Origin of the sequence: Mesonia phycicola, assembly GCF_900141885.1 — a bacterium.
Classification (GTDB): domain Bacteria; phylum Bacteroidota; class Bacteroidia; order Flavobacteriales; family Flavobacteriaceae; genus Mesonia; species Mesonia phycicola.
Window position 1 is genome coordinate 32622 of the sequence record NZ_FQYY01000009.1, and the last position, 22651, is coordinate 55272.

The 22651-nt window shown below is 32.2% G+C and carries 18 protein-coding genes and 1 tRNA gene; 8 read left to right on the forward strand and 11 right to left on the reverse strand.

Going from position 1 to position 22651, the window contains the following annotated elements; translation table 11 throughout:
* Positions 1-64: 64 nt before the first annotated feature.
* Entirely contained in the window at positions 65-1312 is a 1248-nt protein-coding gene (locus BUC03_RS13085) for a DEAD/DEAH box helicase (RefSeq protein ID WP_073152941.1), read from the forward strand.
* A 165-nt stretch (positions 1313-1477) separates the two neighbouring features.
* Here the strand turns inward: BUC03_RS13085 and BUC03_RS13090 are convergent, their stop codons facing one another.
* The 4 genes from BUC03_RS13090 to BUC03_RS13105 form a co-directional block, all read right to left on the reverse strand.
* Positions 1478-2032, reverse strand: coding sequence for a hypothetical protein (locus tag BUC03_RS13090; protein WP_073152943.1), 555 nt, complete (start codon positions 2030-2032; stop codon positions 1478-1480).
* A gap of 87 nt (positions 2033-2119) precedes the next feature.
* Positions 2120-2836 (reverse strand): tRNA1(Val) (adenine(37)-N6)-methyltransferase, encoded by a 717-nt coding sequence (locus BUC03_RS13095; RefSeq protein WP_073152946.1) that lies wholly within the window; start codon positions 2834-2836, stop codon positions 2120-2122.
* A 20-nt stretch (positions 2837-2856) separates the two neighbouring features.
* Entirely contained in the window at positions 2857-3384 is a 528-nt protein-coding gene (rimM, locus tag BUC03_RS13100) for a ribosome maturation factor RimM (RefSeq protein ID WP_073152950.1), read from the reverse strand.
* Positions 3385-3400: 16 nt separating this feature from the next.
* A complete protein-coding gene (locus BUC03_RS13105; RefSeq protein ID WP_073152953.1) occupies positions 3401-3928 on the reverse strand; it encodes a 30S ribosomal protein S16 in 528 nt (175 codons plus the stop codon).
* Between the two features lie 141 nt (positions 3929-4069).
* On the opposite strand from BUC03_RS13105, the gene BUC03_RS13110 reads away from it, so the two are divergent.
* The 5 genes from BUC03_RS13110 to BUC03_RS13130 all read left to right on the forward strand — a co-directional run bounded on the left by BUC03_RS13110 (position 4070) and on the right by BUC03_RS13130 (position 11155).
* Complete coding sequence (locus BUC03_RS13110; protein ID WP_073152956.1) at positions 4070-4714, forward strand: DUF6252 domain-containing protein; 645 nt, start codon at positions 4070-4072, stop codon at positions 4712-4714.
* Between the two features lie 133 nt (positions 4715-4847).
* Positions 4848-9233, forward strand: a complete 4386-nt coding sequence (dnaE, locus tag BUC03_RS13115) for a DNA polymerase III subunit alpha (protein ID WP_073152958.1) — start codon at positions 4848-4850, stop codon at positions 9231-9233.
* 240 nt (positions 9234-9473) lie between these two features.
* Positions 9474-9791, forward strand: coding sequence for a thioredoxin (trxA, locus tag BUC03_RS13120; protein WP_073152961.1), 318 nt, complete (start codon positions 9474-9476; stop codon positions 9789-9791).
* Positions 9792-9906: 115 nt separating this feature from the next.
* On the forward strand, positions 9907-10836 hold the full coding sequence (locus tag BUC03_RS13125; protein WP_073152964.1) for a DUF58 domain-containing protein: 930 nt from the start codon (positions 9907-9909) through the stop codon (positions 10834-10836).
* Positions 10837-11081: 245 nt separating this feature from the next.
* Positions 11082-11155 (forward strand) — tRNA-Asp (locus BUC03_RS13130).
* A 188-nt stretch (positions 11156-11343) separates the two neighbouring features.
* Here the strand turns inward: BUC03_RS13130 and BUC03_RS13135 are convergent.
* The 5 genes from BUC03_RS13135 to BUC03_RS13155 all read right to left on the reverse strand — a co-directional run bounded on the left by BUC03_RS13135 (position 11344) and on the right by BUC03_RS13155 (position 18181).
* Positions 11344-13326: a heavy metal translocating P-type ATPase gene (locus tag BUC03_RS13135; RefSeq protein ID WP_084112953.1), complete on the reverse strand. Its 1983-nt coding sequence runs from the start codon at positions 13324-13326 to the stop codon at positions 11344-11346.
* A gap of 46 nt (positions 13327-13372) precedes the next feature.
* The gene (locus tag BUC03_RS13140; RefSeq protein ID WP_073152967.1) at positions 13373-13789 is read right to left on the reverse strand and encodes a Fur family transcriptional regulator; all 417 of its coding nucleotides are present in this window, start codon (positions 13787-13789) and stop codon (positions 13373-13375) included.
* 44 nt (positions 13790-13833) lie between these two features.
* A complete protein-coding gene (locus tag BUC03_RS13145) occupies positions 13834-14346 on the reverse strand; it encodes a M23 family metallopeptidase (protein ID WP_073152969.1) in 513 nt (170 codons plus the stop codon).
* A 191-nt stretch (positions 14347-14537) separates the two neighbouring features.
* Positions 14538-15755, reverse strand: coding sequence for a hypothetical protein (locus BUC03_RS13150; RefSeq protein ID WP_073152972.1), 1218 nt, complete (start codon positions 15753-15755; stop codon positions 14538-14540).
* A gap of 29 nt (positions 15756-15784) precedes the next feature.
* The gene (locus BUC03_RS13155) at positions 15785-18181 is read right to left on the reverse strand and encodes a carboxypeptidase-like regulatory domain-containing protein (protein WP_073152975.1); all 2397 of its coding nucleotides are present in this window, start codon (positions 18179-18181) and stop codon (positions 15785-15787) included.
* 169 nt (positions 18182-18350) lie between these two features.
* Between BUC03_RS13155 and BUC03_RS13160 the strand changes: the two genes are divergently transcribed.
* A complete protein-coding gene (locus BUC03_RS13160) occupies positions 18351-19391 on the forward strand; it encodes a sensor histidine kinase (RefSeq protein WP_073152977.1) in 1041 nt (346 codons plus the stop codon).
* Positions 19391-20068, forward strand: coding sequence for a LytR/AlgR family response regulator transcription factor (locus BUC03_RS13165; protein WP_073152980.1), 678 nt, complete (start codon positions 19391-19393; stop codon positions 20066-20068). The genes BUC03_RS13160 and BUC03_RS13165 overlap by 1 nt, the downstream gene beginning before the upstream one ends.
* Before the next feature lie 20 nt (positions 20069-20088).
* Here the strand turns inward: BUC03_RS13165 and BUC03_RS13170 are convergent, their stop codons facing one another.
* Together BUC03_RS13170 and BUC03_RS13175 are read right to left on the reverse strand one after the other, a co-directional pair.
* Positions 20089-20988, reverse strand: a complete 900-nt coding sequence (locus tag BUC03_RS13170) for a patatin-like phospholipase family protein (RefSeq protein WP_073152983.1) — start codon at positions 20986-20988, stop codon at positions 20089-20091.
* Positions 20989-21112: 124 nt separating this feature from the next.
* The gene (locus BUC03_RS13175; protein ID WP_234971626.1) at positions 21113-22552 is read right to left on the reverse strand and encodes a DUF3500 domain-containing protein; all 1440 of its coding nucleotides are present in this window, start codon (positions 22550-22552) and stop codon (positions 21113-21115) included.
* Between the last annotated feature and the right edge of the window lie 99 nt (positions 22553-22651).

The following is a 22651-nucleotide window of genomic DNA, read 5'->3' on the forward strand; positions in this document are numbered from 1 at the left end:
TATTAAAAAATCAACTTCATGTAAATCCCTAAAATAAGCTTACCTTTACAGCTTATTAAAGTATATGACATTTAAAGAATTGGGCATTATTGAGCCTATCCTAAAAGCGTTAACCGAAAAAGGCTATACGCAACCAACACCTATTCAAGAACAAGCTATCCCTGTTTTATTAAAAGGAAAAGATTTGTTAGGTTCTGCGCAAACTGGTACCGGTAAAACCGCAGCATTCACTATTCCTATTTTGCAGCATTTAGCGGAAGGCGCTCCGCCAAAAAATAAAAGAAGAATAAAAGTACTTATTATTACGCCGACAAGAGAGTTAGCGATACAAATAGATGATAATGTAAAAGCGTATTCTAAATACACAGATATTAGAAATACAGTAATTTTTGGAGGAGTAAAACAACATACGCAAGTTAAAATTTTACAACGAGGTGTAGATGTGCTTACTGCTACTCCAGGAAGATTGTTAGATTTAATTAATCAGGGTTTTATATCTCTAAAAGATGTAGAGCATTTTGTGCTAGATGAGGCAGACCAAATGTTAGATATGGGGTTTGTGCACGATATTAAAAAAATCTTGAAGAAATTACCTCAGCAACGTCAGTCTTTGTTTTTCTCGGCAACTATGCCAAAATCTATCATTAGTCTTTCTAAAGAAATTTTAGGAGATTTTGAAAGGGTAAGCATTGATCCAGAGCAAACTACTGCCGAGCGTGTAGATCAGGCAGTGTATTTTGTTCCTAAAAAGAATAAAACGAGTTTGTTGGTTCATTTATTAAAAACAGAACCTTTTGAAACAGTTATTGTTTTTTCTAGAACTAAACACGGAGCTAATAAAATTGTAAAGAAATTAAGTCAAGCAGGTATACAATCTGCTGCTATACACGGTAATAAATCTCAAAATCAGCGCCAAAAAGCGTTAAGTGCTTTTAAAGAAGGTAAATTGAGTATTTTGGTAGCTACAGATATTGCAGCTCGTGGTATAGATGTTTCTCAACTTTCTTTAGTAGTTCAGTTTGATTTGCCTAACGTAGCAGAAACCTATGTACATAGAATAGGAAGAACTGGTCGTGCTAAAGCTAGTGGTAATGCTATTGCTTTTTGTGATGCAGAAGAACGTTCTTACTTAAAGTCTATTGAAAAATTATTGCAGCAACGTTTACCTGTAATTAATGATCATGATTTTAAAGAGGAAGCTGCTTCTTCTGGTAGTGATGAGTCTGAAAGTAAACCAAAAGCCCAAAATAGACCTCGTAATCATAATAATAGAAGAAAAACTAACTCTTCTCGTAGAAATAAACCTAGTTAAAGATTTAAATAAAACTCCTTAACTAGGTTTTATAGCTTTCAAAAAAAAAGAATAAATACAATTAAAAAAGTATAGAAACAATAAATAATATTTCAGGGGTTTGTTTTTTAGAAGTGAATAATTTCACAAACCCCATATTTATATTATTGTGCTTTGTGATTGCAATTAAAGTTCTTCTAGTTGAAATGTAAGTTCTTTAGTGAAACAAATTTTTACTCCAGTTGCATTGTTTAACGTTCTAAATGAAACATCTGCATTTACAGTAACTTCATTAGTTACTTCATTTAAAATATCGGCAATACATTGTGGATTTGTGCAAGTTTTACAATCAGATGCTATTACAGTTTTATCATCACTCCAAAAACCTGAAGGGTCAGCATGTGTTTTAAAATCTTCAGGGATGTCGTTAATACTAACAATGTAAAACCTTGTAATATCTTCTCTAATAGCCATTCTGAGAACTAAATCATCTTCCATATTTTGAAGATCTTCGTAGTTTGAAGTTAAAAATTCTTCAAGTGTAGTTGTCTGTATTTCTTGAACGGTACCTAATTCAGTTGATATGGGGAAATTTGTATTATCAAACTTAAATAATTCACCACTTTCCAAATCAATTTCTTCATTGTTTTTAATAGAAGAGTTATTTACGGTAGTTTCATTGCTATCTTCAGTGCAGCTAAACATTGAAATTGATAAAAGTAAAAGAAAAAGTTTTTTCATAAGTTGTTGGTTTTTTGGTGACTATTCTTCCGAGAAAAGAAATAAATATATTAAAAAAAACAGCTTTGAATATTCAAAATGTTAAAATTACATTTTCAAATAAAACTCCTTAACTAGGTTTTTGTAATCTTCAGTATATAAGTGTCTTTCTATTTCAATCACTAATTCTGAAGTTTTGGTAGGTGTTTTTTCAAAACCAAATTGCATTAAACTGCGTTTTATCGGTGCATTTTCGTTTCCTTTAACCGTAGTTAATTTTTGTAGATGAAGATTTTCTTGTAATGCAAGCTGAATAAATTCTTCTTGATTTTTATGCGGAATTATAGTGCAGAACCTGCCTTCTTTAGAAAGTAATTGAGAACTATATTTTACCAAGTCTTTAAACGGTAGTGCTTCTGTAAAACGAGCCGTGTTTCTGTTAGCTTCAGGAGAAGTGTAGTTTTCATCATAAAATGGAGGGTTACTAATTATAAGATCGTATTCTTCATCTTCCATTTCTTCTGCAAATTCATCTAGACCTGCATGGTAACAAAATAAACGATCTCCCCAATCGCTATTCTCAAAATTATCTACACATTGCTCGTAAGCATCTTCGTCAATTTCAATAGCATCTATTACTTCTGCGTAGCTTTTTTGTGCTAACATTAAAGCAATAACTCCCGTGCCTGCACCTATGTCTAAAATAGAAAATGGATTAGCTTCTATATTTGCCCAAGCACCAAGCAACACGCCATCTGTGCCTATTTTCATAGCACATTTATCTTGTTCAATAGAAAACTGTTTAAATTGAAATGGCTTAGACATAAGTAGTGGGTGTTATAAATTTAATCGAGGTACATCTCAATTAAACCTTCTGGGACGTTGAGGTATAATTCTTTATTAGGCTTATCTATTTTCCAGATAAAATCATCATTGAGCGGAACAAGAATTTCTTTTCCTTCTCTTTCTATTTCAAATAGAGCTTGTGGAGTAGAATCATTAACTCCTTTTAAGATACCTACTTCTCCAAAAGTCTTGTCTATTACCTTGAAGCCAATAACTTCATGAAAATAAAATTGATCTTCCTTTAGCTCAGGAAGCATGGTTAATGGTAGGTAAACTTCTTTCTTTAGTAAAAGGTCAGCTTCTTTTTCTGTAGAGATATCTTCAAATTTTACACGAAGTAAATTACTTTTTTGAAGAGAACTTTTTTCAATAAAAAATGGAATCAAATTTTTGTTGAGATCAACAAAAACAGATTCCATTTTTAAAAAACTTTCGGGATCATCTGTATCTAGTTTAACTAGAAGTTCACCCTTGAAACTGAATTTACTAACGATTTTTCCAAGATAGAAACAATCTTCTTTTTGCATCGTTAAATAATTTTATTTATTCAGCAGTGTTTTCTTCAGCTTGTGTTTCTTCAGTAGCTTCTGCTTCTTCAGTTACAGTTACAGCTTCAGCTGCGGCAGCTTTAGCATCAGCTTCACGCTTTTCGTTTACTTCTTTCTCAGCAGCAAGGGCTATATCTTTAGCTTCTTGTTCTGCTTTAGAAAGGTTCTCTTTCTTAGCGTTTACTTTACCTTCTTTTTCTGCAACCCAAGCTTGGAATTTTTCTTCCGCTTGCTCTTCAGTTAAAGCTCCTTTACGTACTCCACCAGCTAAATGGTTTTTCAATAAAGCACCTTTGTAAGAAAGAATGGCACGTGTAGTGTCAGTTGGCTGAGCACCATTTTGTAACCATTTTACAGCACCGTCTACATCTAATTCAATTGTAGCTGGGTTAGTGTTTGGATTGTAAACTCCTACTTTTTCTAAAAATTTACCATCTCTTTTTGAGCGTGCATCAGCAGCTACGATCCAATAAAAAGGTTTTCCTTTTTTACCGTGTCTTTGTAATCTTAATTTTACAGGCATAATGATTAAATTTTGGGGTTCTCGACCCCAGTTATTAATAAGGCGGCAAAGATACTATATAATTTTCTATTATTCGTGAAAAGATTATTAATTTTTATTTTACATTTGTAGTACTCAAATAGTTAAATATACCTCTAATTTATGAAAAAATTAACCTTACTTTTCCTTTTTACTCTAATTCTTATAAGTTGTGGAGATGACATAGAAAGTAACACACCCTCCATACAAGGAGAAGTCAATGGAGTATTTTTTAGATCAAATTCATCTACAGCATATTTAAATGCAGATGGTTCTGTAACTTTAACAGGTAATACTGGTCTAGATGTAATTACGTTAAAAACAGCTTCAACAGATATAGGGCAGTATGAGCTAGGTTTGGGCTCACAAAGTGAAGCAGGTTATCAGGTTAACGGATTAACTACTTATGCTACTGGCGATACGGGAGAGGGATTAATTGAAATAACTGCTTTTACCGAAAGTAAATTATCTGGAGAGTTTTATTTTGATGCTATTAATGGAGATACGTTAACTATTAGTAAAGGTTCTTTTTTTGATGTTCCTTTAACAAATGGAACGATAGACGGTGGTGATTTTTCTTGTACAGATGCAGCACTTACTACGGTGGTTGCTTTTCAAGCATATTCTGCTGTAACAGTAGATGATGAAAATTATGAGTCTGTTTGTGTGGCTTACCAAGCGGCGTTAGAGTCTCAAATAACTCTTTGCGGTGATGATAGTGGAGAGCTTGCTGCAGAGTTAGAAAGTTTAGATTGTGTAGTAGAATAAAAAAATATAAAATTTATTTTTTAAAAAACCGCTGTAATTAACAGCGGTTTTTTTTTGTTGATAACTCTACTTTTTTTAAGTGTTGTGATTTGCTAATTTTATCCGTTCAATTCTTCTAAAGCAAAATCAGCACATGTATTTAATTTTTGATACGGAAACTACCGGATTACCAAAACGTTGGGATGCACCAATAACAGATTCTGATAATTGGCCAAGAGCTATTCAAATTGCTTGGCAGTTGCACGATGATTTGGGAGAGCTAGTAGAGAGTGATGATTTTTTAATTACTCCAGATGGTTTTAATATTCCTTATGATGCTGAAAAAATTCACGGAATATCTACAGAGTTAGCAGCTCAAGATGGATTAAATCTAAGAGAAGGTTTGGTGCGTTTTCAAAAAGCGCTAGATAAAACTAAGTTTATTGTTGGGCAAAATGTAGGTTTTGATGTTAATATAATGGGGGCAGAGTTTCACCGAGAAGGGATAGAAACTAACCTTACCCAATTACCTGTTTTAGATACGTGTACAGAAACTACCGCAAAATTATGTGAAATACCAGGAGGACGTGGAGGTAAGTTTAAACTACCAACTTTAACAGAGTTGCACCAACACTTATTTCACCAGCCTTTTGCAGAGGCGCATAATGCCACGGCAGATGTAGAGGCAACAACACGTTGTTTTTTAGAATTAATAAGGTTACGTGTTTTTACTGCTGAAGAGTTAGATGTAACGCCAGATTATTTTGAAAATTTTTCCGAAGCAAATCCGCAACCAATTCAGCTTATAGGGTTAAAGCATATTAATCTTAAAAAAGCATCAGAGGCCATTCGTAAAAAAATGGCAAAAAAAGAACCTCAAGAACAACTTTCAGAAGAAGAAATAAAAGAGAATATTGAGGTTTTACAGAAGGAAGATTTTGTTCATTTACACAATCATAGTCAATATTCCATTTTACAATCTACTATTAGTGTTCAAGATTTAGTAAAAGCAGCAGCAGAAAGAAAAATGCCTGCAGTAGCTTTAACAGATCACGCTAATATGATGGGAGCTTTTCACTTTGTGTCTGCAGTAGAGAGGCACAATAAAGAAGTTGCTAGCAAAAAAGCAGAAGCAGAAGAAAATGGGGAGGCTTACGACGGTAAAGAGATAACGGCTATTGTAGGTTGTGAGTTTTTTGTTTGTGAAAATCATACCGACAAGTCTAGAAAAGATAATGGTTACCAAATTGTACTTCTTGCAAAAAATAAAAAAGGCTACCATAACTTGGCAAAAATGTCGTCTTTGGCGTACACCGATGGTTTTTACTATGTGCCACGTATAGATAAAGAAGTTATCAAGCGCTATAAAGAAGATATTATGGTGCTTACTGGTAATTTGTATGGAGAAGTGCCGAGTAAAGTATTAAACGTAGGAGAAAACCAAGCAGAAGAAGCATTACTTTGGTGGAAAGAGGAGTTTGGAGACGATTTATATATAGAGTTAATGCGTCACGGTCAAGAAGATGAAAACCGTGTAAATGAAGTGTTAGTTCGTTTAGCAAGACAACATGATGTAAAAATTATTGCTACCAATAACACTTATTACTGTGATAAAGAAAATGCGAATGCGCATGATATTTTACTTTGTGTAAAAGACGGAGAAAAACAGTCTACCCCAATTGGTAGAGGTAGAGGTTATCGTTACGGTTTGCCTAATCAAGAGTATTATTTCAAATCTTCAGAAGAGATGAAAGAGCTCTTCAAAGATTTGCCAGAAGCAATTACCAACATTCAAGAAGTAGTAGATAAAGTAGAGAGGTTTGTTTTAGCAAGAGATGTATTACTGCCTGCTTTTAATATTCCAGAGCGTTTTTTAAATGAAAAAGATAAAGAAGATAACGGGAAACGTGGAGAAAATGCTTATCTAAAACATCTAACTTTTGAAGGAGCAAAAGAACGCTACGGAGAAATTACAGAGTCTATTAAAGAGCGATTAGATTTTGAGCTTTCTGTTATTGAAAAAACAGGATATCCGGGTTATTTCTTAATTGTAGAAGATTTTATTCGGGAAGCAAGAAATATGGACGTATCTGTTGGTCCTGGTAGGGGATCTGCAGCAGGAAGTGCGGTAGCATATTGTTTAAAAATCACCAATATAGATCCTATAAAGTACGATTTGCTTTTTGAGCGTTTTTTAAATCCAGATCGTGTAAGTATGCCCGATATTGATATTGATTTTGATGACGAAGGAAGAAGTAGGGTAATGGACTATGTAATTGAAAAATATGGAGCCAATCAAGTAGCGCAGATTATTACCTATGGTACTATGGCAGCCAAATCTTCTATTAGAGATACAGCTAGGGTGTTAGATTTACCGTTGAGTGATGCAGATAGAATAGCAAAACTAATTCCAGATATGTCTAAGCTAAATAAAATATTTGGTTTAGATGAAAAGGGACTTAAAGCAAAATTTAGAGCAGAAGAAATAGATAAAGTAAATGAATTGCTTAATATTTCTGATGGTGAAGATCTAGAAGCGCAAACCGTAAATCAAGCAAGAATATTAGAAGGTTCTGTTAGAAATACCGGTATTCACGCTTGTGGAGTAATTATTACTCCTGGTGATATCACCAATTACGTGCCTGTCTCTGTAGCTAAAGATTCTGATTTATATGTTACCCAATTTGATAACTCGGTAGTAGAAAGTGCTGGGTTGTTAAAAATGGATTTCTTAGGGTTAAAAACATTAACCTTAATTAAAGATACCATTAAAATTGTAAAAGGTCGTCACGGGATAGAGTTAGACCCAGAAAATTTTCCGTTAGATGATGAGAAAACTTATGAGCTCTTTCAAAGAGGAGAAACTGTAGGGATATTTCAATATGAATCTCCCGGAATGCAAAAACACATGCAAGCGTTAAAGCCTACTGTTTTTGAAGATTTAATTGCAATGAATGCTTTGTATAGACCAGGACCAATGGAATATATACCAAGTTTTATTGCACGTAAGCACGGGACAGAAGAAATTATTTATGATTTAGATGCATGTGAAGAGTATTTGGCAGAAACCTATGGTATTACCGTTTATCAAGAGCAAGTAATGCTTTTGTCTCAAAAACTAGCAGATTTTACTAAGGGTGAAGCAGATGTCTTACGTAAGGCAATGGGTAAAAAGCAAAAGCACGTACTAGATAAAATGAAACCTCAATTTATTGAGCAGGCTTCAGCCAAAGGGCATGCGGTAGATAAGTTAGAGAAAATATGGAAAGATTGGGAGGCATTTGCAGCGTATGCATTTAACAAGTCTCACTCCACATGTTATGCTTGGATAGCCTACCAAACAGCATATTGTAAAGCACATTATCCAGCAGAGTATATGGCTGCAGTACTATCTAACAACATGAATAATATTAAAAACGTAACATTTTTTATGGAAGAATGTAAACGTATGAAGCTGCCTGTACTTGGTCCAGATGTTAATGAATCTTACTACAAGTTTTCTGTCAATAAAAACAATGCAGTACGTTTTGGGATGGGAGCCATAAAAGGAGTAGGTAGTGGAGCTGTAGCTACTATTGTAGAAAATAGAAAAGACGGAGCTTACCGTTCTATTTTTGATATGGCTAAACGTATAGATTTACGAGCAGCAAATAAAAAAGCATTTGAAAATTTAGCCTTGGCAGGAGGTTTTGATTGTTTTCAGCCTACACATAGAGCTCAATATTTTCATGATGAGGGAGACGGAATTACATTTTTAGAAAAAGTAATGAAGTTTGCCGCTAAATTTCAAGAGAATCAAAACTCCTCTCAAGTAAGTTTGTTTGGAGAGGCTAGTGATGTGCAAATTCCAGAGCCTCAAGTGCCACCTTGTGAAGAGTGGGTAACTATGGAAAAGCTTAGAAAAGAGAGAGAAGTAGTAGGTATCTACATATCAGGACACCCGCTAGATGATTTTAGATATGAAATAGATTATTTCTGTAATAGTGCTTTAGAAGATTTAAACGATTTGCATAGTCAAACAGGCAGAGAGTTGTCTATTGCATGTATAATAAGTGATGTGCAGCATAGAACTAGTAAAATGGGTAAAGGTTGGGCTGCATTTACAGTAGAAGATTATACAGAGTCTTACGAGTTTAGAATATTTGGAGAAGAATATCTAAAATACCGCCACTTTTTAATGCCTAACAATTTTGTGCACATTAAAGTTTATGTGAAACCAGGTTGGGTAAATAAAGATACAGGAAAAGCTGGAGAGCCGAGAATACAATTTAATGCTTTTAAACAGCTACAAGATGTGATGGAGAATATGGCTAAAAAATTAACTCTTCAAATAGATATAGATGATTTGAAAGAAGAGAAAATAGAGGCCTTAAAAGATTTGTTTATTACTTATACGGGAGATCAGTCTATTAATTTTGTGGTTTATGAGCTTAAAGAGCGCTTAAAACTGAATATGGCTAGTAGAAAACAAAAAGTGAAAATTTGTAGAGAATTATTAGATGAATTAACAGATCAGCGTTTAAAATACAAAGTGAATTAATTTTTTGTAGTGATAAGTTTATGGTTAATGTGCCTTTTGTGTTAGGGATAGAGACGTTTGTTGAAGCTCTTTTTATTTTATAATTAAAATAAAATAAAAAAGCGACTGTCGAAAGCCCGACCCGAAGGGAAACACCTAAATAGGAAATTTCAATTTATGAATAGTCTAATGTAATACTAAAAAGCATGTTTAACCGAAATATTTCTTTATTTTTGTGTATCAAACAAAAAAGATAATATTATGGCATTAGAGATAACAGACGCAAATTTTGAAGAAACAGTATTAAAAAGTGATAAGCCTGTATTGGTAGATTTTTGGGCTGCTTGGTGCGGACCTTGTAGAATGGTTGGACCAATCATTGATGAGGTAAGTAAAGATTATGAAGGGAAAGCAGTAGTTGGTAAATTAGATGTAGACGCTAATCAAGAATTTGCTGCAAAATATGGTGTTAGAAATATACCTACAGTATTAGTATTTAAAGATGGTGAGTTAGTTAACCGTCAAGTAGGTGTATCTCCAAAAAATACATATACAGATGCAATTGATGCTTTGTTGTAATAACAAAAAGTATATATTTATAAAAAGGTTTGGCTCATAGTCAAACCTTTTTTTATTTTTAAGATGTTTAGAAAAAATAAATTTTTCTAAGCTATTAATGCAGATATAAACATTTATGAAATTAAGAGATGAGTTAAATAAAAGTACGGGATTTACTAATCTAGAACTTTTAGCTAGACAGGTGGTAGAGGGGTTTATATCTGGGATGCATAAAAGTCCGTTTCACGGTTTTTCGGCAGAGTTTGCAGAGCATAAAATTTATAATAAGGGAGAGAGTACCAAACATATAGATTGGAAGCTCTTTGCAAAAACAGATAAGCTTTATACAAAACGCTACGAAGAAGAAACTAATTTGCGTTGCCACTTAATTATAGATAATTCTGCTTCTATGCATTACCCAGAGTTGGGGCAACAAAGTATATCTTCATTAAATAAAATAGGCTTTAGTGCTTTGGCATCTGCATCTTTAATGCAAATTTTAAAAAAACAAAGAGACGCGGTAGGTTTAAGTATTTATAGTGATGCTTACGATTATTATTCTCCAGAGAAAGGAAGTGAACGTCATCACCAAATGCTTTTAAAAAAGTTAGAAGAGATGGTAAGCTCACCTGTAGAGGAGAGAACCACGCAAACTTATACTTACTTGCATCAAATAGCTCAAAAGATAAAAAGAAGATCTTTAATTTTTTTATTTACAGATATGTTTCAAGCAGATGAAGATGAAGAGCGATTGTTTGAAGCGTTAAGGCATTTAAAATACAATAAGCACGAGTTAATACTATTTCATACCTACGATGCAGAACGAGAGCTTTCTTTTAATTTTGATAATGCTCCCAAACGGTTTATTGATGTTGAAACAGGAGAAGGTATTAACCTTTATGCAGAAACTGTAAAATATAATTATGAAGCGGCAGTAAAAGATTATTTTGATAAATTAAAAAATAAGTGCTTACAGTATCAAATTAAATATGTACCTGTAGATATACACCAAGATTTTAATAAAATACTCACTACATATTTAGTCGAGCGTCAACGTTTTGGTTAAAAAACTGAAACTTAAAGATGATTACTTTCTTGTAATTACCTGTTTTTATATTTTTTTCTCAGATTTGAAGAGAAGTTTTTAGCTGAAACTTAAAGTTTGTAAAATTTTTTTTAAAATAATTTTAAGCTTATAATATTGGTATTCAAAACTTTAAATAAGGTCTTTAATTTTCTTTTAAAAAAAAGTGTAAAAATAGTTTGTAGAAACGAAAATCAGTTCTATATTTGCACTCGCAATAAGGCAACGGTCTGGTAGTTCAGTTGGTTAGAATACCTGCCTGTCACGCAGGGGGTCGCGAGTTCGAGTCTCGTCCAGACCGCTAAATTGTAAAAAGCTTCAATGTTACATTGAGGCTTTTTTTACGAAGTTGTGTTGTGAATACTAAGTTGGAGAATTTAGTATTTGTGGTTGAAGTGTTCAGCCAATGAGAAGCTTTTCCTGTAGTAAGGAAGGGCTTTTTTCTTTTTGGGTAATGTCTGTTTTTAATTTCTTCTAATTAATCTAAAATTAGGGCTTCACTACCTTAAAAGCCCATTGAATTCTTACTGCGTTTAAAATAGCTAATAAAGCAACTCCTACATCTGCAAAAACAGCACTCCACATAGTTACAATACCTAGTGTTCCTAAAATTAAAACCATTAGTTTTATGCCTAGTGCTAACACAATATTTTGCCAAATTATTTTTCGAGTAGCACGGCTTATTTCAATAGCTTTAATCACTTTTGAAGGCTGATCTGTTTGTATAACCACATCTGCTGTTTCAATAGCTACATCACTACCCAATCCACCCATAGCAATTCCTATATCACTTAATGCTAAAACGGGAGCGTCATTGATACCATCTCCCATAAATGCCACTTTAATATCTGGATCTTGTTTCCAATTTTCTACTTCTTTAAGTTTATCTTCTGGTAACAAACCACCTTTTGCCTTTTGTATATTTAATTTTTTTGCGATGTGCTGGGTGATAGAATCTTTATCGCCAGAAAGCATCATTATATTTTTAATGCCTAGTTTTTGTAACTCTATTATCATTTGCGTAGCGTCTTCTTTTAGCTCATCTGCAATAACAACATAACCTACAAATGCATTATTAATTGCTATTAAAATGACAGTTTCTACAATCTTATTAATTTCTTTAGGAAATTTAATGTGATGCGCAGTCATTAAAGCTTTATTTCCTGCTAAAACTATTTTGTTATTTACTTTACCTTTTAAACCTTTACCTGCAATTTCTACTACTTCTTTTGCTTCATAATTGGTTTTAACGCCTTTATGCTCTAAAATTGCTTTAGCAATAGGGTGTGTAGATTGCGCTTCTAAGGCAGTTAAGTAAGCTATCATTTCATCTTCACTACTTAATTCAGGATTATTAGGGTTAGTGACAATTTTTTTAATTTTAAAAACCCCTTTAGTAACAGTTCCTGTTTTATCTAATACTAAGCTGTTAATTTTTGCCATTGCTTCTAGGTATGAAGCACCTTTAAATAAAATTCCGTTTTTTGAGGCAGCACCTAATCCGCCAAAGTAACCTAACGGAATAGAGATAACCAATGCACAGGGACAGGAGATAACTAAGAAAATTAAAGCACGATAAAACCAAATATTAAACACATAATTATCTACTATAAAATAAGGCAATAAAATTACGCTAATAGCTAAAATTACTACAATAGGTGTATAAATACGAGCAAATTTTCTGATGAATAATTCGGTTTTAGATTTTCTTGCGGTAGCATTTTGTACCAAATCCAAAATTCTAGCGATAGAACTATCTTGAAATCTTTTTGTGGTTTCAATTTCAATTACATTTTCTAAATTAATACTTCCAGCAAAAACTTTTTTGTCTTTTATTACTGAAGTAGGTTTGCTTTCTCCTGTTAAAGCAGCTGTATTTAAGGTTGCTTTTTTAGATAACAAAATACCATCTAAAGGAATTTTCTCTCCTACACGAACCTGTATTTTTTCTCCTATTTCTACCTCTTTCGAAGAAACATTTTTTAAAACACCAGCACGAAATACATTGGCTTGTTTTGGTTGTACTTCTAGCAATGCTTTAATATTACCTTTTGCTTTTTTTACTGCTGCGTGCTGAAATAACTCTCCAATAGTATAAAATAACATTACCGCTACACCTTCTGGATATTCACCTATTAAAAAAGCACCAATAGTAGCAATAGACATTAAAAAGAATTCTGTAAAAATGTCTCCTTTACGTATGTTTTTCCATCCAGATTTAAGAACTGGAAGCCCTACAGGAAGATATGCAAGTAAATACCAAGTGATTCTTATTTCTTCAGGAAAATTTAAAGAACTAAAATGATCATTAAGTAAGCCAAGTATTAGCATTAAAAAACTAATGGCAGGCCATACATATGGTGAAGTTTTATGTTTTATAGGCTTAGGTTGATCACAACCACAACAACCCGTAGTATCTTGAGATTGCTTCGATTTTTGAGTGGAAGCACAAGTGTTTTTAGTGTTTTTCATACTTGCAAGTAAACAAAAGTAAACGTGCAATGGAAGTGCATTTATTTTAGGTTTGTGTGCATTGGTCACAGATACCTTTAACCACTAAGTTGACGTTTTCTGCTAAAAAACCATCTGGTAATTTTAATTGAGGAATTTTATGGTCTGTAAGACAAATGGTTTCATTACAATTATTACAATGAAAATGTAAGTGTAAATCGTTTTCTATATTACAATTACATCCGGTTTTGCAGAGTGCATATTTTAAAACGCCTGTGCCATCGTCTATTTGATGCACTAAACTCCCTTCTTCAAAAGTTTTAAGGGTTCTGTATAAAGTAGTTCTATCAATTTTAGAAAATGTATTTTCTATATCGGTTAGAGTAACAGCAGTTTTATGTTTTTCCATATGCCGATATATAAGTGTGCGCATTGCTGTAGGACGAATGTTTTTGCTTTTTAATACTTCTTCTATATCTTTCATTTTTTACTTAAAAATACAATATTTTTTAGGTCTGATAAGTAAATTTATTCTTCTAGGTATTTTATAGGATTTAAATAGAACATTTTTTTCCAACCTTGTTTATCAGAATCTATTTTCCAGATATATGGAATAATTGTAAGTATAGAATAATGTAAATGTGAAGGCTTTCCTTTTGCGTTTCCGCTGTTACCTACGCTTCCTATAATTGAATTTTTGTTAACTAATGAAAAAGAAGTTGTTTTCAATTCATTTAAATGAGCGTAATAATGCAACCTCCATTTAGGCCCAAGTACAACTACAAAATTACCACCCATACTAATATTTCCGGCATATAGCACTAAACCTAATGTAGATGAATTTACATCGGTTCCTTTTTTTGCAAAAATATCTACTCCTTTATGTGTAACAGATTTTCCCCAAGGATAAAACCAAAATGACTTAGCATTATAGTCTGATTTATGTGCACCTTTTACAGGCATTGATAGGTTTTGCGGAATTAATAAGCCTATTATAATTACAGCCAAAAGAGCAATTGTAATTTTTGTTCTTTTTTTCAATAGTTTTTGTTTTCTAATTTATCAAAAAAAAATTAGTAATAGTTTATTGTTACTAATTAAATAACTAGCTACATAATGTAGGTAAATGCTATTACCTTATATGTGGTGAATACTTAAATTAATAATTTTAAAAAAAACAGCCCTAACAAATAAAATTGTTAGGGCTGTTAAAAGTAAATATAGATTCTGTTTTAGAAATTTCTATATAATGCATTAATATATACGTTGCTGCCATCTAGACTTGCTCCTTTTTGAAAAGCATTAGCGCCACCACCAATGGTAATTTCATAGATATTAGCATTACCGCCACTAATACTCACCGGAATGTAAAACTTACCATTTTCAATACATTCAGCTTTAAATAAATTTACATAAGGAGCTTGCGGTATGTTTAATTCTGTAACAGTTTCTGTAGCTAAATTAATTTCTACTAATGTACCTATGTTAGAAGATAAATCTGCCCAAGCGGTGATATCACTTTCTTTAATAACATTAGCATACATAATATTATCTCCAGCATACCAAGCATTCCAGATGTTGATAGGTTCAGAAAATTCTGCAGAAATGTCAAACACATAATCATCATCATACGCGCCATTCTCAATTTTCACAAATACGGTAGGGTTATTTGCTAATTCACTATCTCCGTGCCACCAAGAACTGTTTAAATTATGCTGATATATAGTACCAGTTTCTGTTACAAATGCAGCATTAGTTCTATACCCTCCTGTAGAACCTGAAGAGGCAGTAGATTGTAAAACTACAGGGTTTTCTAAAGATGGATAATCATATTTAACTGTGATTAAGTTACTAGCTATGTTAGACCAATCTGCATCTCCGTATAAAGTACCAATATAAACTTCATCACCATTTACAATTGGCTGTGTCCATAAAGCAGATCTTCCGTCTACTTGAGGCAGAGTCATGTAACCATAATTTTCTACTGTAAAAGTTTCTAAATCTATAATAGCGTATGGAGCGTCTCCATCTTCATTAGGGAAATTAGATAAAAACAACTCACCATCACCTGTGTTGTGTATATAACGGTAAAAGCTGCCAGGTACCAAAGCTTCTGTTGAAATTGAATTTTGATAAACCATTCCTGTATCTGTAAATTCATATTTTTCTAAGGTCCCATCTCCAAAAACATAAAAATAACCATCTACACTTGCTCCCAAGTTAGCATAACCCTCATAGCCACTACCTATAATAGAGATAGAATTTTCTAAAAGATCATCTGTAGTAGTATAATAACCAGAACCGTCTACATCTGCACTAACTAAATATTTTGAGTTTTCTGGAGAAACTACTGTTGCTGCATCATCATCGCTACTACAACTTGTAAAAATAATTGTTAGCCCTAAAAATAGGTTAAGTGTTATTGTTTTTAGTAATCTATTTGTTTTCATAAATAAAATGGTATTTGTATTAATTGTTATTATTCTGAAATTTGATAATTGATTTTTATAAACATTGCTCTGCCTGGTTTTTGAAGTCTGTAATTATCATACACTTGTTCATTTAAAATATTAGAAACATCAAAAGCTAATGTGAAATTTTGAGAGGGAAATGTATAACTCATACCAGCATCAAAAACTAACTGGGTGGGTATGGTTCTTTTATTTTCTGCAGCGGCTGCACTGGGCCAATCTAAGTAAAACTCGTGCACATAGCTAGATTGAAAATAGGTGTAGATTTTAGAGTTTTTTTGTAAGATATTATTAGTTGTATAATTGATACCTGCGTTTGCTAATAGGTAAGGAGTATTTCTCATTCTATCTTTATAGAAGATGTTTTTGGTGCCATCTTCTTCATACTCTAAGTTATTTCTAAGATCTAGGTAGGTAGCATTTAGATTGAATTTTAGTTTTTGTTTAAAATCATATATAAAATCAATTTCACCACCCAAACCAGAAATTCTATCTACGTTTTGAAATTGACCATTGTCTCTAGCATCTAATACGGTAAACAATAATTTGTCTTTTGTATCTCTATAAAAAGAGTTTAAAGATATTTTTAGGCCGTGATTTTCGGCTATAGAGTATCTTCCTAAAATAGTACCAAGATTTATATTAAAACTTCTTTCTGGTTTAATAAAAGGATTATTACTTACGGTAACACCATCTCCCAAGGCTTCTGTAGGGCTTGGCATTCTCGCTGCTTTTTCTAAAGAAGTTTTTAGTAAAAAGTTGTTAGAAAATCTATACGAAGCAGCATAACCAACACCCCAATTGGTAATGTTATTTTTATATTCAATTATTTCATATTGATCTGTATATTCTAGATCATTAATAGTAGCTGTATAATCGTAAAATTTTACAAATAAATTGGTGCGTAGTTTATCTTGAAATTTTAGAGTTTCTAAAGACAAGCCTGCAAAATGAGATGCAATATTTTGAGGTTCAATATATGGAATTCTATATTCTGGTGTATATGGGTCTTCTCCAGAACGTTTTAAGCCAGAATAAACATAATTTAGCCCTAATTTAAATTGATAAGGGAGTTGGTAAGTAGTATTAAGTCTATAAATTTGTGAATTATCTTTTTGAGTAAACAAAGAGCGCCCATCGTAACCCATTTCTCCTCCAGAAGCTCTATACCCTATTTCTTCACCTCTCCAGTCATATTGTATGTATGAGGTGTCTATTACTTTACTTTCTGTATAAGAATAAGCTGCAAAAGCATTTACGTCTAACCCATCAGTAAAAAGATTTTTTTTCTTGTAAATGATACTAGGCATAAAAGTTTGCTCGTTGTTTCTTACTTTACCAAACACGCGAGACATAGTTTGAGCAGTTTGCACTCCTTTTTTTAAATCTGAAGCTAGTAGAGTTACAAAAAATTGGTCTGCCCATTTTTTTTGAGTAAAACCTAAATCTAGTTTAGCGCTTACAGTTTCAAAATCATCATTAAATCTCTCAGCAGGATTATCTTCTGTAAATTCTACAATTTGAAAGCCAGTAGATTCGTCTCCATAAAAAACACCCTCTCCCCAAACTTTATAATTATTATCTGAATAGGTGTAAAAAGTAGATAGCCTAGTAGTAAAACCAGAGTTAAAACGCCACTGGCCGTGTACGGCAATTTTGTGAGTATTAAAAGAGCCAAAAGAATAAGAAGCCTCTGCAAAATTAGTTAGTTTCTCTTTTGTTACTAAATTTATAGCCCCTCCTAAAGCATCAGAACCTAACTCAACAGGTACTACGCCTTTATAAATTTCTATTCGTTCTATTAATGATACTGGCAAGTTGTTAATAGAGTAAGAAGAGCCATAATAATCCATAGGTATACCATCTATAAAAAACCGAATAGCATTGCCAGACATACCGTCTAGAGAATATTCAAAATCAGAACCTATTCCGCCAGTTGTTCTTACACGTACGCCCGGGGTATTATCTAAAATTTTATTAATTTCTAAGCTTTGAGATTTAATTTTTTGTGTTTCAATGGCATCTACACTAAAGCCGTGTTCTTCCATTTTTACAGCTTTAGTTTTACTTGTAATTAAAACTTTGCTTAGTTGAGACGTATCTTCTACTAAGGTTATATTTTTAATTATATTTTTTTGTTTTACTTCAATAGCAATATTTTGAGACTGAAAACCTATTGCAGATACTTGTAAAGTATAGTTACCTTGTGGTATATTTTTTATCAAGTAATTTCCATCAAAATCTGTTGCATCTCCTTTGCTTGTATTTTGTAGCATTACAGTAACACCTACAATAGGCTCACCAGTAATATCTGTTATTAAACCTTTTATTTGCCTATTGGAGTTAACCTGGGCATAGGCAGAAATATTTGTGATTAATAAAAGTATTGCAACTACAATTCGCATCTTATTTAGACTTAATAAAAATTGAAGGCAAATGTGTGAAAAAATTATAGGTAACAAAAGTTAAAATCTGTAAACGTCAATTTAAATACGTTGAACGTCATTTTGGTATTTAGAATGATTCTGAAAAGCAGTAAGAATAGCTTAGTTTTGTAGTTTATAATTAATACTAATGATACAATTCATTAAAAAGCATAGTAGAGAATTACTATATCAAATAATAATAACCTCTATTCTTTTTATATTTTATACGTTTATACAAAAAGGAGGCATTCATGAATACACTTTTATTAATAGTGTAATTCCCTACCAGATTGTTTTTTTTAGTAATTATATGTTAGCAGCAATAATCACAGGTTATTATTTGCTGCCTAAATTGTACTCAAAAAATAAGTATACTGCCTTTTTATTAAGTCTTATAGTACTCCTTTTTTTAGTAATATTAATAGATGAGTTTGTATTAGAGAAGTTATATTTCCCCACAACTAGAGGTACTTATTTTCCTGGACTAATTTTTACATTGGTAGAAACTTTGCCAGTTATTTTACTTTTTGTAGGTTTTAAATTTGCTTGGGATTATCATGAGAAACAGCGAGAAATAGAATCATTAAAAAATTTGGTGCAAGAAAGTGAGCTTCAGTTTTTAAAATCTCAAATTAATCCTCATTTTCTTTTCAATAATTTAAATAACCTTTATTCATACGCTATTGAAAAATCTAGTAAAACACCAAAAATTATATTAGAACTCTCATCGGTATTGCGTTATATGCTATATGATTGCAAAGAGAATTTTGTATGGTTAGATAAAGAAATTGCTCATTTAAAAAACTTTACAGAGCTATATAAATTACAGATAGAACATCGTGGTATTATAAATTTTTCTGCTAATAATTTACCTAATAATTATGCCATTGCACCTTTAATATTAATGGTGTTTATAGAAAATGCATTTAAACACAGTATAGCTAGCCAAACAGAGGGTATAGAAATAGATATTTTTATAGAAGTTTTAAATGATGGTTTACTAAATTTTACGTGTAAAAATAGATTTTCTAATATAACCAATACCAATAGTTTAGCTAAAGGAATTGGATTGGTGAATGTAAAGAAACGTTTAAATTTATTGTATGAACATAGCCACAAATTGTCTATAAAAGAAATAGATGATGTTTATATTGTAAAGCTTAGTATGCAATTAAAACCTACCGTATAATGATTAGTTGTATTATAATTGAAGACCAGCCGCCAGCGCAGCGTATTTTGCAAAAATATATTAAAGAGTCTAAATCTTTAGAGTTAAAGGCTGTTTTTGCAGATGTTATAAACGCAAGAGAATTTTTAGACAAAGAGAACGTTGCTCTTATTTTTTTAGATATACACTTGCCAAAATTATCTGGAATAGATTTTTTAAAATCATACTCCAGTCAAACAGAAATTATATTAACTACTGCTTTTGCAGATTATGCTTTAGAGAGTTATGAGTATAATGTAGTTGATTACTTGCTAAAACCCTTTTCTTATGAGCGTTTTATGCAAGCTGTTGAGAAAGTAAAAACGGTATCTCTTCAAGAAAAAAATAAATATGTTTTTATAAAATCTGGTTATGATTTAATTCAACTAGATCAAAATAAAATTATTTATATAAAAGCAGATGGAGATTATACAGAGATAAATACCTTAGATAAAAACTACTTAAGTACAGATACTTTAAAGCAGTGGCTAGAAAAATTGAATAGTAATTTTTATCAAGTGCATAAGTCTTTTATTGCTAATACTACACAACTACAAAAAATTTCTGGTAACCAACTTTATATGCTTAATGAAGATGTTTTACCTATAGGAAGGGTTTATAAAAAAGATTTTATAGAAAAATTTCAAGAGAATTTTTAAAGTAAATTAATATAAGCTCTCTAATTACAAGTGTTAGAAAACGTTTGGTTATAATTTTCAATCTGCTTTTTAGCTAAATTCTTTCCAAGTTTAATAAGCTCATTTGCTTTATGAAAGTCAAAAGTTTTTGCAGAGTTAGAAGGAATATTGATAGTAATTTCTGGTTGGTATTGTTGGATGGTTAGTTTAGATAGCTTGTGTATCATTGCAGAACTGGTAATGTCTAGTAAAGAAAAATAACCTAAACTGTTTTTGTTTCCATCAGAAGTAATAAGATTACCAATAAGGTTGCTTAAATATTCTTTGTATTTACTATTACCAAAAATACTAGGTTTTTGGTTTATTTCTTTAGCAGAAGTTTTTTCTATTTTATCTCCATAAAGATTAACAACCACTAAAATATCTCCTTCATTTCTGTGTATATGTTCTATAGGAGTAGGGCATAATACACCACCGTCTACTAAATAAGTGTCTTTATACTCAATTGGTTTAATTGCGGTAGGTATGGCAATAGAAGCTCTAATAGCGCTGTAAAAACTACCAGAGTTAAATACTACTTCTTTTTCATTAATTATATCTGTAGCTACTGCAGAAAATGGAATTCTCATCTCTTCAATAAGCATATCTGGTATAAAAGATTGCATTTCATTAAAAACACGCTCCCCCTTTAGAAAACCGTTTTTAGATAATGTAAAATCCATTAACCCCCAAACCTTTCTTTTGTCTAAAGTTTTTACCCAATCCATGTACTCTGTGAGCTTGTTCATGGCATAGAGGCCACCAATTACAGCGCCTATAGAAGACCCAGATATAGATGTGATGTTAAAACCTTGTCTTTCTAACTCATTAATAACTCCAATGTGGGCAAGCCCTTTTGAGCCTCCGCTAGATAATACTAATGCTACGTTTTTATTTGGCATTTATATAAAAACTCTTATAAGTTAAAAGTTTAATATAACAATTTTTATGATTTATTACTCTACTTAAAATAAAAAGAGCTTGTAAAATATTTTTACAAGCTCTTTTTTATGTAATAGAATTTTTTTAACTATTACTAGTAGTATGTGTATGCGTATGTGTTTGAGAATGGGAATGTGGTGTATTTATTAAGGTATAATCAAACTTAAATTTACTAGCCTTGTGGTGATCTGCCAAAGCGTAATGCTCTAAAAGAGTTTTAGGTCCATCTTGATTAATCATAAAAGCAAATATACCGTAATCGCCTCCGTTATCTGTTGTAGGATTGTTTGGAATACGAGTAATTGTGTGTACGTGATTATAGTCTGCAATGGTAGAAGAGTTAGCTCCAGTAGAACCTTCTGTATTAAACTCTGCCCACAAGTATGGATTGTAAATTCTGTAGTAAAACTCTGATGTAGCTGTTGGGTTAGAGCCAGAGTCATTAATCCATACAAAATAAGTATCATCTATATTATTCATAATATCTGTCCACCATACATCTGCAAAAGTACCTGTTAGGTTATATACATATTCTTTCATCACTAAAATTAAATTAGCTTGAGCAGTTGCAGACATATCAGAATATTTTAAACCGGTTGCAAATCCAGAGTAGTCGTACGTACCTCTGTATGGGTCTGGGTCTCCGTTCATATCTGCTGGACCTACTTCTAAAGAATGTGAGGTAGAGGTAGAAGAAGCACTGGCTAATTCTGTTGCGTCTAAGCTGTTATAAAGGGTAAGTGCTAAATCTCTTTCATCAGAAAAAATATCAAAATCTTCTCCGTTGTAAGTATCTGCTGCAGGTTCTCCTCCTAAAAATGCAGGAACAATAGACACATTATCCCCGTGTACTAAAAAGTTGATAGCGCAATGGTGACCGTCTAATTGAAAGCCCCAAGAACCACTTGTTTCTGGATCTCCAAACATATCTATAGAGTAAAATTCTGGATTCCAGGTATCACTCATAACTTCACTTAACCAACCTTCAGAAAGTTCTGTTATTTCATAAACTTTTTGGTAACCATCTGCACTTAAAAATAGTTGTAAAATATCTTTAAAAGCAACTAATTGCTCATCAGATAAATCGCCATAAGTTATACCATCTCTGTTGCTATTGTTAGCAGGAGTGTTGTGCCAAAGGTAAAAACGCTCATCATCTAAGCATACAGAAGCTTCCTCTAATAAAGTGCTAGATAAAGAACTTCTAAAATCTACCATAGCTTCTCTCATCGTTTCAATTTCTGTGTCTGTAGATTGGCTTTCTTCACCATCTGTGTTACAGGCAGTAGTAGAGGCACTACCATCATCATTATCATCAGAATCACTGTCGTTAGATACATAACCATCAGGTTGATCGCAGGCAGAAATACTTACATCTGGATCTCCCAAGCCATCATCATCAGCATCGGCATACCAAATGGTTTCTGTACAGCTAGAATCTGAGCTGCTGTCATCATCACTACAAGAATAGATAAGAATTGTTGAGGTCATTAAAAGTAAACCTCTAAATGCAATTTTTTTCATAATAATTGATTTTTTGTGGAGTAATTATTATTGAAAAATACGAATAAGAAAGTTTCAACTAAAAAAAATGAGGTAAACGCGTTTTAATTTGAGGTGAAA